The sequence below is a fragment of the Anaerovibrio sp. genome, from assembly GCF_045637405.1.
Classification (GTDB): Bacteria; Bacillota; Negativicutes; order Selenomonadales; family Selenomonadaceae; genus Anaerovibrio.
The window spans coordinates 1-12,135 of sequence record NZ_JAZTZI010000055.1 but is presented as its reverse complement, the minus strand read 5'-3'; the positions used below and the strand labels follow the sequence as shown (position 1 = coordinate 12,135).

11 protein-coding genes and 1 pseudogene are annotated in these 12,135 nt (G+C 48.4%); 1 reads left to right on the top strand and 11 read right to left on the bottom strand.

Going from position 1 to position 12,135, the window contains the following annotated elements; translation table 11 throughout:
• The 10 genes and pseudogenes from ACKI5G_RS04060 to ACKI5G_RS04015 all read right to left on the bottom strand — a co-directional run.
• On the bottom strand, positions 1-1,203 hold a 1,203-nt coding region (locus tag ACKI5G_RS04060; RefSeq protein WP_407397885.1), incomplete at its 3' end, for a helix-hairpin-helix domain-containing protein.
• A gap of 3 nt (positions 1,204-1,206) precedes the next feature.
• Positions 1,207-3,168 (bottom strand): annotated as a pseudogene (locus ACKI5G_RS04055) (ABC-F family ATP-binding cassette domain-containing protein).
• A 47-nt stretch (positions 3,169-3,215) separates the two neighbouring features.
• Entirely contained in the window at positions 3,216-4,577 is a 1,362-nt protein-coding gene (locus ACKI5G_RS04050) for an LCP family protein (RefSeq protein ID WP_407397883.1), read from the bottom strand.
• A 364-nt stretch (positions 4,578-4,941) separates the two neighbouring features.
• A complete protein-coding gene (locus tag ACKI5G_RS04045; protein ID WP_407397881.1) occupies positions 4,942-5,727 on the bottom strand; it encodes a histidinol-phosphatase HisJ family protein in 786 nt (261 codons plus the stop codon).
• Position 5,728: 1 nt separating this feature from the next.
• Complete coding sequence (locus ACKI5G_RS04040) at positions 5,729-5,983, bottom strand: TIGR03905 family TSCPD domain-containing protein (RefSeq protein ID WP_407397879.1); 255 nt, start codon at positions 5,981-5,983, stop codon at positions 5,729-5,731.
• A gap of 272 nt (positions 5,984-6,255) precedes the next feature.
• On the bottom strand, positions 6,256-7,155 hold the full coding sequence (gene rsmA, locus ACKI5G_RS04035) for a 16S rRNA (adenine(1518)-N(6)/adenine(1519)-N(6))-dimethyltransferase RsmA (RefSeq protein ID WP_407397889.1): 900 nt from the start codon (positions 7,153-7,155) through the stop codon (positions 6,256-6,258).
• 20 nt (positions 7,156-7,175) lie between these two features.
• A complete protein-coding gene (gene rnmV, locus ACKI5G_RS04030; protein WP_407397877.1) occupies positions 7,176-7,718 on the bottom strand; it encodes a ribonuclease M5 in 543 nt (180 codons plus the stop codon).
• A gap of 249 nt (positions 7,719-7,967) precedes the next feature.
• Positions 7,968-8,645: a dTMP kinase gene (locus tag ACKI5G_RS04025; RefSeq protein WP_407397875.1), complete on the bottom strand. Its 678-nt coding sequence runs from the start codon at positions 8,643-8,645 to the stop codon at positions 7,968-7,970.
• 5 nt (positions 8,646-8,650) lie between these two features.
• Complete coding sequence (locus tag ACKI5G_RS04020) at positions 8,651-10,153, bottom strand: aminotransferase class I/II-fold pyridoxal phosphate-dependent enzyme (RefSeq protein WP_407397873.1); 1,503 nt, start codon at positions 10,151-10,153, stop codon at positions 8,651-8,653.
• Positions 10,154-10,170: 17 nt separating this feature from the next.
• Entirely contained in the window at positions 10,171-11,361 is a 1,191-nt protein-coding gene (locus ACKI5G_RS04015; RefSeq protein WP_407397871.1) for a sensor histidine kinase, read from the bottom strand.
• 153 nt (positions 11,362-11,514) lie between these two features.
• Between ACKI5G_RS04015 and ACKI5G_RS04010 the strand changes: the two genes are divergently transcribed.
• Positions 11,515-11,991 carry a nitrous oxide-stimulated promoter family protein gene (locus ACKI5G_RS04010; protein ID WP_407397869.1) on the top strand — a complete coding sequence of 159 codons (477 nt, stop codon included), beginning with the start codon at positions 11,515-11,517 and terminating at the stop codon, positions 11,989-11,991.
• Positions 11,992-12,051: 60 nt separating this feature from the next.
• On the opposite strand, the gene ACKI5G_RS04005 is transcribed toward ACKI5G_RS04010, so the two are convergent.
• Positions 12,052-12,135: rubredoxin-like domain-containing protein (locus tag ACKI5G_RS04005; protein WP_407397887.1), on the bottom strand; the 84-nt coding region annotated here is incomplete at its 5' end.

Here is a 12,135-nt window from a genome sequence, read left to right as displayed (position 1 = left end):
GGAATCTCCCCCTTGAGCCTCCAGCATACGATGAATAGTGGACGCCTTTCGCCCAGCGGCTTCACTTAACCGCTTTGCCGCCCGACCTGTGGGAGCCCCCAGAATAATCTCCATTCCCTGGGCCTCCAGCATATCTATCATACCCCGAATAACAGTGGTCTTTCCTGTACCTGGCCCCCCTGTCAATACAAAGATACCATGTTCCAGTACCCCCTGTATAGCCTCTTTTTGTCTATCGGCAAGAGCAATCCCCGTATTCAGCTCCCATTTTTCCACCAGCTTCAGGGAATTGCCTACATTTATTGGCTTAGCCTTCTTTTGCAAAAACAGCAAATGCTCTGCTGTCTCCACCTCTGCCTGATAGAGGTATTCCGGATAGACCAGAATATTATCCCCCACCACCTCCTGATCAAGAACGCCAGTAGCCAAATCCTGCTTCAGCACCTCCCAGATAGTATCACGATGAATCCCAAGGGCCCTTTCCACCTCGTCCACCAGCAGATTCTCCGGCACACAGCAATGACCGGACAGTGAAATGCGCTGAAGCTGAAATTCCAGAGCCGCCGAAACACGAACCGGATCATCCGGCTGCATTCCAATTCCCGCTGCAATAGCATCAGATGTGGCAAATCCCACACCATCAATTTCCCGTGCCAGACGATATGGATTGGATTCCATTACTTCCACCGAGAAGGAACCATACTGGGCATATATCTTTCCCGCATAAATTCCCGAAACATTATGCTGCTCCAGCCAAATCATTATCTGACGAAGCTCTGCCTTTTCCATGTAAGAATCGTGAATTTTCTTGGCAGTCTTGGCACCAATGCCACTGACCTCCTTAAGGCGATTAGGGGCCTTTTCAATGATTTCCAGAGCATCACCGCCAAAATAGGCCACTATGCGTTTGGCGTTAACAGGGCCCACTCCATCAATGGCACCACTGGCCAAAAATCGCTCTATCCCTTCTAAAGAGGTGGGGGCCGCCACCATCATGTGCTCAGCCTTAAACTGTTGTCCAAAGCGGGGATGCTCCACCCAGTAGCCCTTCAGCTCCAGCTGCTGTCCCTGCAGCGGTGGTTCCATCTGCACCGTAACAGTGACCACTCCCCGCTGTCCATCCGGACGCAGGCGAAACACACTAAAGCGTCCGTCAGAACTGGCAAATATTATATTTTCTACGGAACCCTGCAGTTCTTCCATTTATTACACCTCAGTTAGCTGCTCCCACTTCTCGTACCACTCGTCCAGTTCCTTGGTCTTGGCCTCATACTCCTGGGCAATTTCCACACTCTGCTCCGGATCCGCCTGAATCTGCGGGCTGTTCATGGTCAGCTCCAAATTCTTCAAATCCATCTCAATGGTGGCAATCTGGGCCTCTGCCCGGTGTATCAGCTGAGCCCGCTTATCGTCACTCATGCTCTGGATAGCACCCTTTTTGGCATCAGCCTTGGCTTGCTGCTCCTTGGCCTTGGCCCGTTCCGCCTCTGCCTGGGCTTTAGCCTCCGCCTTGGCCTTTTCACTGGCTATACGGTCCTTTGCCGCCTGCTTCTCAGCCAGCTCCGCCGCTTCCTTGGCCTCTTCTTCCTTCTTTTCCCGATAATAGCTGTAATTGCCATCATATTCTGTCAGCTTCCCATCAGAAAGCTCCAACACACAGTTGGCCACCTTATCGAGGAAATAACGGTCATGGGACACAGTAATATAGGTTCCCGGGAAGGTGGACAAGGCCTCCTCCACAGCCTCCTTGGCAGGAATATCAAGATGGTTGGTAGGCTCGTCCAGTACCAAAAAGTTTGCCCCCGTCAGCATCAGCTTCAAGAAGGCAAGACGGGACTGCTCACCACCGGAAAGCTCCCCGATAATACGGAATACATCATTCCCCCGGAACAACTACGCCCCCAAATATCTTCTGGCCTGTTCCTCATCAAGGCCGTATTCGTAAAGCATTTCATCCAGCACTGTGCGCTCCATGTGAAGCCCCTCATGCTGCTGGGAAAAATAGCCAATCTTTACTCTGGAGCCAATTTTCAGTCGTCCCGTTGGAGATCCCAGCTCTCCCACCAAAAGGCGAAGGAGGGTAGTCTTGCCCGCTCCGTTAGGCCCCACAATGGCTACGCCATCTCCCTTTCTGATAAGCACATCAACGTGTTCAAAAAGGGTTTTATCCGGGAATTTATAGGAAATGTCCTCCAGCTCAGCCACCCGCTGGGCACACTCTGCCGGGGCATTAAAGGCGAAATAATTAAAGGCCGCCGTTTCCGCCGGTTTAACGATGCGTTCCAGACGATTCAGCTGGCTCTGACGTCCCCGGGCCTGCTTGGATTTAATACCAGCCTTGTATTTTCGAATATAATCCTCTGTCTTTTTTATGTATTCCTGCTGCTTTTCGTAGGCTGTCAGCTGGGCAGCCCGACGCTGCTCCTTAACCTTCATGTAGTAGGAGTAATTGCCTTCATAAGCCGTAAGGCTCTTGTTTTCAATTTCAAAAATACGGTTCGTTACCTTGTCCAAAAAGAAACGGTCATGGGAAATAATCAGCACGCCACCAGTGTAGCTCTGCAAAAAGCCCTCCAGCCACTCTATCATCTCAATATCCAAATGGTTTGTAGGCTCATCCAAAAAGAGGAAATCCGGCTCCCTCAGCAATGCTTTAGCAAGACACACACGGGTGCGCTGGCCGCCGGAAAAATGCTCAACTCTGCGGTCAAAATCCTCCTCGGTGAAGCCGAGCCCAAAGGCAGTGCGACGGATACTGCTCTCAAAATCATAGCCCCCCATGTGCTCAAACCGCTCCACAATACGGCCGTACTGGGCCAGCTTTTCCTCATCATGGGTATTGGCCAGCTCCGCCTCCAGGGCTTCCTTGGTGGCAGCCAGGGCCATTACGTCGGCAAAGGCACTTTTCAGCTCCTCATAGAGAGTCCCCTTAACCTCCATATCCGCCTGCTGTTCCACATAGCCTATGGTGTCCACCGGGTCAATGGATATGGTCCCCTTGTCGTATTCATCCTTGCCCAAAAGGCACTTCATCAAGGTGGACTTACCGGCACCATTGGCCCCCACAAAGCCCACACGCTCGCCCCGCTTTATCTCAAAGCTCACGTCGTTAAATAATTCGTCTATACCAAAGGCCTTGGACAGGCCTGTAACCTTTATTGTTCCCACGCTTATTCTGCGTTCCTTTCTATTTTGCACTCAAAATTATTCAAAAATCACTCAAAGTCCTTGCCCACGTAAACCACGGCCTCCATAGGATCAGCACCGTCCATAATGGTGCATGGAAATGGCATGCCATAAAACCAGGTTACATTGGATTCATCCGTAACGATAATGGTGTGTTCGCGGTCACTCTTGTTTCCCGTATCCACGCCGGTAACATTGAAGCCCTGAGCCATAAGCTTATTTACCATTTTGGCACCGGCACCGTTGACACCACTGTCATTGATAACCAGCACCGCAATCTGTCCTGGGCCCTCTGCCTTTTTGGCAGGCTTTTTATCTGTTTTTTCGGATTCTGGAATTTCCGACTTGCTTTCCTTGTTATCCTTGCCCTTGTCATCCTTACCCTTCTTGGTCACAGTCCCCTCTGTAAGACTTACAATACCCTTTGGCAGGGACTCCTCGTATTTTTTCTTCTCTGCCTCGGCAGTCTGACGGGCACTATCATCCAGCTCCTTGCCCATCTCCTCAGCCACCATTTCACGAAGCCCCATAATATCAGGGAGCCAATAGCTTACATCATCAAGGAAGGCCGGCGTACCAGGAATCATCTCCGACTCCAGGCCCTGCTCACGAACCTGTGGCAAAAGCTGGGAAAGGGATAGCATTTCCGAAAGTGGCATATCAGTTTCCAGAGTCTTGCTGATAACCTCAATAATCTTCGGCAGCTTCGGCAAGGTGGAAGGATGCAGCATCTTGGTCATAACTGCCTTCATAAAATGCTGCTGACGGCTGATGCGGCCAATATCACCCTCGCCATCGCGGAAGCGTACATATTGAATAGCCTTCTCCCCGGTCATGTGCTGCATACCGGGATACAGATCAATCACAAGTCCACCGTTGTCATCCCAAGGATCCTCGTAATACATTCGCTTTTCCACGTCAATATCAATGCCGTCAAGGGCATCAATAATGTTTTCGAAGGAGCTTAAGTCTATGAGTACGTAGTAGTTCATAGGTACACCCAACAGTTTTTCCACGGTACTGCGGGTGAGCTTGTGACCGCCATAGGCATAGGCGTGATTTATCTTATCGTAGCCGTGGCCCTCAATATTTACTCTGGTATCTCTAGGCACCGACATGAGCTCAGCCTTGCCGTTTTTCTTATTCACCGTCAGCACCATAAGGGTATCGCTGCGTCCCGAATCGTCACTGCGCCTGTCAACGCCCATAATCATAATATGAAGTACATCGTCATTGGTCTCAATGCCTGCCTCAGAAACTGCAGGGTGAAGCGGAGCGTCCTTATTGTCAAGGAAATAGTGGGCCAGGGCCGCCACCAAAAAGGTGCAAACCACAGCCGCCAATATATATACACGGGTATAATCCCTACGTCGCTTGCGTTTAATGCGCATTTAAATAGTCCTCTTTTCAAAATCATATAGTGTGGATTTTACCACATCGTTTTATTATACCAAGCAAAAAAAAAGAGAACAAGTAAAACACTCATTCTCTAAATAAATAACTGGCGCAGGTAACTATTGTGGTTCACGCCAACAGCCACCTACGCCAATACTAATTCAATAAGTGCAGGGACTGCCAGATGGAGCATTGGGATGCGGTACGTTAATAATTTTTATGAGCATTCCTTAATTTTAGCTTAAAAAGTCAAGTGGTTGAGTATAATGCAGAGTTAGTTTTGACTTTTTCAGCTATTTACTATAGCTCAGAAAAATTTAGTGCCGTAGCACAGCTACAGATGGCAACCCCTGCACTCTATTACTTACTGTACTCTATTTTTCTCTCTTTAAAATGCACTGGCTTTAGCCCAATGAACTCCACCATATCCTGGGCCATTTTGAAATTCATGCCCACATTTTCCGCCTTATGGGCATCGGAACCGATAGTCACATACTGGCCACCTAACTCCTTGTACCGGGCATAAATCATCAGCAATGACTCCGCCACTGCCTTGCTGTCTAAGCGGCGGGTGTTCAGCTCCATTATTGTTCCCGTATCCAGCACATTCATCAGCACCAAATCCACCAGATCGTGATACTCCCGATATCCAATTTCCTTGTCCTCATAAGGGGAATACCGGCAGATGTAATCAATGTGTCCCAGCACATCAATATACGGGTTGGCCTTCACCATATCTGCCATGGTTTCCAGATAATGCCCGTAGGCCTGTTCCTTCTTCTTGCCTTCATAATACTCAGGATAGTAAATATCCAGCTTGTCGATGGCATGAATGGAGCCAATTACCTGATCAAAGGGCACCTCGTTGATAAATTTTCTGTTGGCCTCAATACTGCCGGGGGTAAGTCCCACCTCAACACCCAGCAGAAGTGCTTCTCCCCTAAGAGCTTCATAGCATTCCCAGTATTTCTTGGCATCAAAAAGGAAGTCCATCTCCTTGTAGTGCTTGGACTCTTTGTAATCAAAATCGTAATGCTCCGTAAATATGAGGCCTATACCCAATTTACGGGCAGCTTCAATGGCATCCTCTGCCTTCATTTCCGAGTCGGAAGAAAATTCCGTATGGGAATGACAGTCATAAATCATATTACAGCTGCTCCTTTGCCTGCTTCAGGGCCTTGGAGAGCTGATCCGGGCAAGAGGTTGGACGGGCACCGCAGCGGATACCTTCTACCCTGCTGATAACTTCATCAATATCCATACCCTCTACCAGCTTGCCGATGCCCTGAAGGTTGCCGTTGCAGCCTCCTACGACGCTAAGGTTGTGAATCTTGTTGTCCTCAATGTCAAATTTCATAAGGCGGGAGCATACTCCCTGTGGTGCGTATTCAAAAGCGCTCATAAAAAATCCCTCCTACATATACTTACACAACAAATATTTAGTATATTACATTTTATCCTGAGTGTGGGCTGGTGCTGGTAGATTGAACATTTAGTCACGGTACGTCAAGAAGCTTTTTCTTGCTCTACCTTGATTATAGTGGAAAAAATCATCTGTTTGAGCGAGCCCTCCAAGGGCGAAGTGAGTTATGATTTTTACCACTATATAAAAGCAAGAAAAAGTTTTAGTGCCGGGACGACGTGAAAGCTACCAGCACTAGCCCACAATAAATTTTATACCAGATTACTTACCACCAGCGCATCGGCCAATGCGGCGAATTCCTTCAAGTTAAAGGTTTCACCACGGCGGCCGCTATCGATACCGCTCTTATTAAAGGCGGCCTCAATGGCATCCTTGGTGAAGCCTGCTCCCTTCATGGCATTGGCAATAGTCTTTCGACGTTGTCCAAAGGCTGCCTTTACCACCTTAAAGAACATCTTTTCATCCTTTACCTCCACCGCCGGCTTTTCCCGTACATCGCAGACGATAACCACGGAATCCACCTCCGGAGCCGGTATAAAGGACCGTGGCGGTACATCAAAGGCAATATGTGGCTTGGTGTAATACTGCACTGCCACCGACAGGGCCCCATAAGCCTTGCTGCCAGGCTTGGCAATCATGCGAAAAGCCACTTCCTTCTGCACCATGGTAACAAGAATACTGATGGGCAGATGCTTTTCCAGAAGCTCCATCAAAATTGGGGTGGTGATGTAGTATGGCAGATTTGCCGCCACCTTAAAGGGACCATCACCCATAATTTCAGGAATATTTACCTTCAAAATATCTCCCGGCACAATGCGAACATTGTCATAGCCAGCCAGAGTTTCCGCCAAAACAGCGGGCAGCTTTTTATCCAGCTCCACGGCAGTAACATCCGCCCCGGATTCTGCCAGTCCCTGGGTCAAGGTACCAATACCAGGACCGATTTCCAAAATCTTATCCCCCGGCTTTGCCCCGGCGGCATCCACAATACCACGAACAATATTGGCATCCACCAAAAAATTCTGGCCCAGGCGTTTGCTGGCACGGAGATTAAAGGCTTTCATGATATGACGGGTAACGCTGGGAGTGGCAATGGTGGTTTTCAGTCCATTGAGATTCAGCTTTTTCTCACTGTGAATCTCGCTATTCATGTCCTTATCTATATCAAGGCTCATTTATTATCTCCCTCCTCAGCCAGAGCCGCCTCAAATTCTTCTCTGGTGACACCATAATGGTTCAGTCTTTTTAAAAATGTTTTGGCATTGGCATAGCCGATACCCAAACGGGCCCCCATTCTGGCCCGTCGCTCACTGGCGCCATCACCGCCGCTGATACCGGCCTTTATAAGGTCTGCCCCAGTGAATTCATTGCTGGGCTCCCAATTTAATGTGCGTACCTTTTCCAAGGCCTTGCGTATGGCCTCCGGGGAGGCCTGCTCAATGCCTATATCGTTGTTGGCTGTGGCATCCTCCACCGGCACAAAGGCATGTTTGGCATTTGGGCAACGGCGGGTAACATAGGTGCGGATACGCTCCCCGGCACTGTCCGGGTCCGTGAGGATGATAATGCCCCGCTTTTTATATGCTTTTTCTATGGAATCAAGGCAAGCTGGCTTTAAGTTAAAGCCCTCAGTGATGATGCAGTCAGCTTCAACAGCTTTGTTGATGGCCACCACGTCCATTTTGCCTTCGACTACTAATACTTCTTTTATCATATTTTCCCTTCGTTATGCTAAAATAATTTATTTTTTATTATGGGCAGTGGTATGGTGGATTGAACATTTAGTCACGGTGCGTTAAGAAACTTTTTGTTGCTCTACCTTAATTATAGTGGAAAAAATCATCTGTTTGAGCAAGCCCTCCAAGGGCGAAGCGAGTTATGATTTTTTTCACTATATAAAAGCAAGAAAAAGTTTTAGTGCCGTGACGGCGTGAAAGCCACCATTCCACTGCTCATAATATATTCACTTTAAATGTGGTTTTACGGCCCGATAAACATCATCATGAATGCTTTCTACAGGTCTTGGCTTACCATTTACACTGCACACAACTTTTTTCCAGCCGTATTTGTCAGCCACCCAGTTGTAGGCATCATGGCATCTATGGAGATAATTCGTGTCCTTTTCGTGAATATCCTTTTTACGGTCCGCATTATGTGCTGCCCGTTCATTAATTAATCGGTCACTGACCTCCGGATCCATATCAAGATATACCACCACATCAGGCACCGGCAGCTTCAGCTTGCCAAATTCAAAATCCCACAGCCAAGCGAGAAAGTCCTCCCGCTCTGTTGGGTCTGTCAACTTCACCGCCTGATGCACCATATTTGAGGTGGTATAGCGGTCTGCCAAAATAATGGAACCCTCTTCATAGGCCTGCTTCCAGTTCAAATGAAAGGAAGCGTAACGGTCCACAGCAAAGAAGGTGGAGGCACCATAGGCATCCACATCCTCGGCGTGTTCACCGAATTCGCCCCCCAGATACATTTTCACCAAGGCGGAGGAATCTGATTTGTAATCAGGATATTCCACCTTTATTACTCTATATCCATCCTTTGAAAGATGCTCCATCAGCGCCCTGGTCTGGGTTGCCTTGCCGGAGCCGTCCCCGGCCTCTATTGTAATAAGCTTTCCCTTTGCCACTTGGGTTAACCTCCAATAATCTGTATATATTCAAGGCTGCAGTCCCCAGGGCCAACCACTCTCATGCCTGCCCTTTGCTGTTTCTGAACAGCCTCAATAAGCTCCGCTGTAATCCTTTCCCCGGGGCACAATACAGGAACTCCCGGTGGATAGAAGGTCACTGTCTCTGCAGCGATACAGCCAGCTGCTTCTGCAAATTTTACCCTTTCACGAGCTCTGTAAAAGGCCTCTCTTGGGCTTACTGCCACCTCATTGGCAGTAAACAAATCCACAGGCACCACCGTTTTATCTGTCTTTTCCTTGCCATGTCCTGCCGCAAGGAGCTTCAGCACCTCCAAAAGTCGGTGGGCAGTTTCCTCTGTATCTGCCATGGAAATAATAAACAGCAGGTTATTATTATCTGAAAGCTCGCACTGGACCTTGTACCGGTGGCGCAAAATAAACTCCGCCTCCGGCCCTGCCAGCCCTATTCCCGTTAAATTAACTGTTATTCTGGTCCTATCCAGCCTCATGGTTTCTGATAAATCCAGTATTTCATCCCCTACACAGTATAGGCCATGAATTTTGTTAATCTCCTGCCGCAGCCAGCTTCCCAGCTCCACTGCCCTTTCCAGCCGTTTTCTGCCCTCTGTGGCCATTTGAAGTCTGGCAATATCCAAGGAGGCCAGCAATAGCTGATTGGGAGAAGTGGACTGCAGCAATGCCGCCCCTTCACGGATTCTATCACGGGATACCCGGTGACTTCCAATATGAAGCATGGAGGTCTGTGTCAAGCTGCCCAATACCTTGTGGGTGCTCTGGGCCACCACATCCGCTCCCAAATCCAGGGCCTGACGTGGCATCCCCTCTATATGACTGGCAAATTTCAGATGGGCACCATGGGCCTCATCCACCAAAAGCAACATATTGTGGTCATGAAGAATATCTGCTATTGCCTGCAAATCCCCAGCCATTCCGTAATATGTGGGATATATCGCGATTAAGGCCATGGCATCAGGATTCTCCGCCACCGCCTTACGAACCACGTCAACTGACAAGGCACCAGCTATTCCCAAGGCTTCCATAATCTCCGGAACTATATACACTGGCTGTGCCCCTGCCAAAATTATACCCCCAATAATGGAACGATGGGCATTTCGGGGAACCAGCACCTTGTCACCGGGCTGTAATGTACCCAAAATCATGGCATGGATAGCCCCGGTGGTACCATTTATCATAAACATGGTATCCATTGCGCCCCAAAGCTCTGCTGCCAGAGCTTCCGCCTGTTTTATGCACCCGGAGGGCTCATGGAGGTCATCCAGCTCCTCCATAAGGGAAACCTCCTGCTTCAGCCCTTCCTCAGTAATAAGATGCTTCAGTCGGGAATGGGCTCCCAGCCCCTGTTTATGGCCCGGGGTATGAAAAGCAAGGGCGCCGTCCCTGGCATATTTATCCATTGCTTCAGAAATCGGCGCCTCATTTTGATTAAGTTTCCAATTATTATCCAATTTGGTATCTTCAAACATAAAATAAATATCCTAGATCATCTTGGCTGTGGATATGGCATTTTGATATTCACTCTGGTGCCCTTTCCCGGCTCAGAGGAAATGGAAATAGTTGCACCGATAATACGTGCCCGCTCCTCCATGCCAATAACCCCAAAGTGACCATCTCCTGATGGATTACGGCGCTCCTCCGCCAGCTCATCCACATCAAAGCCCTTTCCCTGATCGGAAACCATAATGGCCAGATGATCTGCTGTATACAGCATCCGCACAGTGGCATGGTCCGTACCGGCATGGCGATGAACATTGTTCAGGGCCTCCTGCACAATGCGGAAAATGGTTACCTCCACATGGTTGTCGAATTTGTACTCCTTGCCGTCAATCTGCAAATCTGCATTCAAAACCTCCCGCTCACCCAGCTTTTTGGCAAGCTGTCTAAGAGCCGGAATAAGTCCCAAGTCATCCAGGGTCATTGGACGCATGTCAAATATAATCTGACGGACATCCGCCAGACAGGTACGGATTTGACGGCGCAGCTCCTGCAAATTTGCCTTGGCCTCATTTGGACGGGTATCCACCAGACGCTCAGCCACGGAAGCCTGATATATTAGATTGACCATTTCCTGGGCAGGACCATCATGTATCTCACGGGAAACCCTAAGGCGCTCATTTTCCTGTGCCTTAATAATCTGCATTCCCAGAAATTTGTTTTTGGATACGATTTCCATCTGGGTTACCACATCACTGAGCTGTGAAGTGAGATAACCAATAACAGAACCCAGCTTGGTAGCCAATGTCTCCGCCATGTGCAGGGTCTTCTCCATACTGTAAAGGCGCAACTCCAGACGGTCACGCTGACGGCGGGTCTGATATTCCTTTTCCTTGGCAATGGCCAACTTTACCTGGACAGTTTTAACAGCCTCATAGCTGGCACGAATACGGTCCTCGGAATAATTGGAAAAGTTGCCGCTGACCTGAACCAGCTTCTGCTTCTCCTTCTGCTCCTGACGCACCAGCTCATCCACTTCGTCCTGGAGCCTGCGTGTCTGTTCCTTCAGCTCCAGCAGCATTTTCCTGGTGGACTCTACGTCCTCCTTGGTATTTTCGTATATCTCAAAGATCTGGCCTTTACTGCCTTCCATTGATTCGATACTCTGCTTAAAGGCATCACGAAGCAGGCGTTCCCCCTGACCATCATCCATATCCATATTAGATAAATCGATGTTCACGTTTACAAAACCTCCCACTAATCCTTAGTGTAATTGTAACTTAAACGGTATATCAATGCAAAGTATTTTTATTACGACTTGCATTTAGTGAAGAATACTATTAAAATCGTATATGGTTACGTCTATTTTTCACACAAGGGGAGTTCGCATTTTATGGGTATGTTTGACAGATTTTTACCAAAGAAAAAACCAGTTGAAATAAAAAACAACATCCCAAAGGAAAAGGAAAGCATCAAGAAGTCCTTTGGAGTTTATTGCAACAAAAATCACGGTACCAAGAGCGAGAAGCTGTGTCCAAAATGTACAGCCCTGCTGGCCACCGTTATGACCAAAATGAACCGTTGTCCTTACGGCATCACCAAGCCGATTTGTGACCGCTGTGAGATTCAGTGCTTCGGTGACAAGAACAACAAGATGTTCAACGAGATTATGAGTGCTTCCAGCACAGGCATGATGTTTAAGCATCCAATTATGGCCTTCAAGCACAAGATGGCCAGCATGAGCGTTGATTATTCCAAGAGCAAGCAGGAAAAGAATGAGCGCGAAAAGGCTGAAGCCAAGGCAAAGAACGCCGCTGAAAAGGCAAAAGCCCGTGAGGAAGCCAAGAAGAAAAAAGAGGAAAAGAAATAATTTCATATTTCTTTGTAAAGTAAAACTCCCGACTCAGGTCGGGAGTTTTTTGCGTACATTTTATTTATAGTTGGTTGGCAGAACCTGGAAGTGAGCCTTTGGATGATCACAAACAGGACAAACCTCAGGAGCAGCCTCGCCAGT

Bases quoted from the DNA above. Each gene is read 5' to 3' on its own strand.
- ACKI5G_RS04050 (WP_407397883.1), bottom strand. From the start codon at position 4,577: ATGCGCATTAAACGCAAGCGACGTAGGGATTATACCCGTGTATATATA.
- ACKI5G_RS04045 (WP_407397881.1), bottom strand. From the start codon at position 5,727: ATGATTTATGACTGTCATTCCCATACGGAATTTTCTTCCGACTCGGAA.
- ACKI5G_RS04040 (WP_407397879.1), bottom strand. From the start codon at position 5,983: ATGAGCGCTTTTGAATACGCACCACAGGGAGTATGCTCCCGCCTTATG.
- rsmA (WP_407397889.1), bottom strand. From the start codon at position 7,155: ATGAATAGCGAGATTCACAGTGAGAAAAAGCTGAATCTCAATGGACTG.
- rnmV (WP_407397877.1), bottom strand. From the start codon at position 7,718: ATGATAAAAGAAGTATTAGTAGTCGAAGGCAAAATGGACGTGGTGGCC.
- ACKI5G_RS04020 (WP_407397873.1), bottom strand. From the start codon at position 10,153: ATGTTTGAAGATACCAAATTGGATAATAATTGGAAACTTAATCAAAAT.
- ACKI5G_RS04010 (WP_407397869.1), top strand. From the start codon at position 11,515: ATGGGTATGTTTGACAGATTTTTACCAAAGAAAAAACCAGTTGAAATA.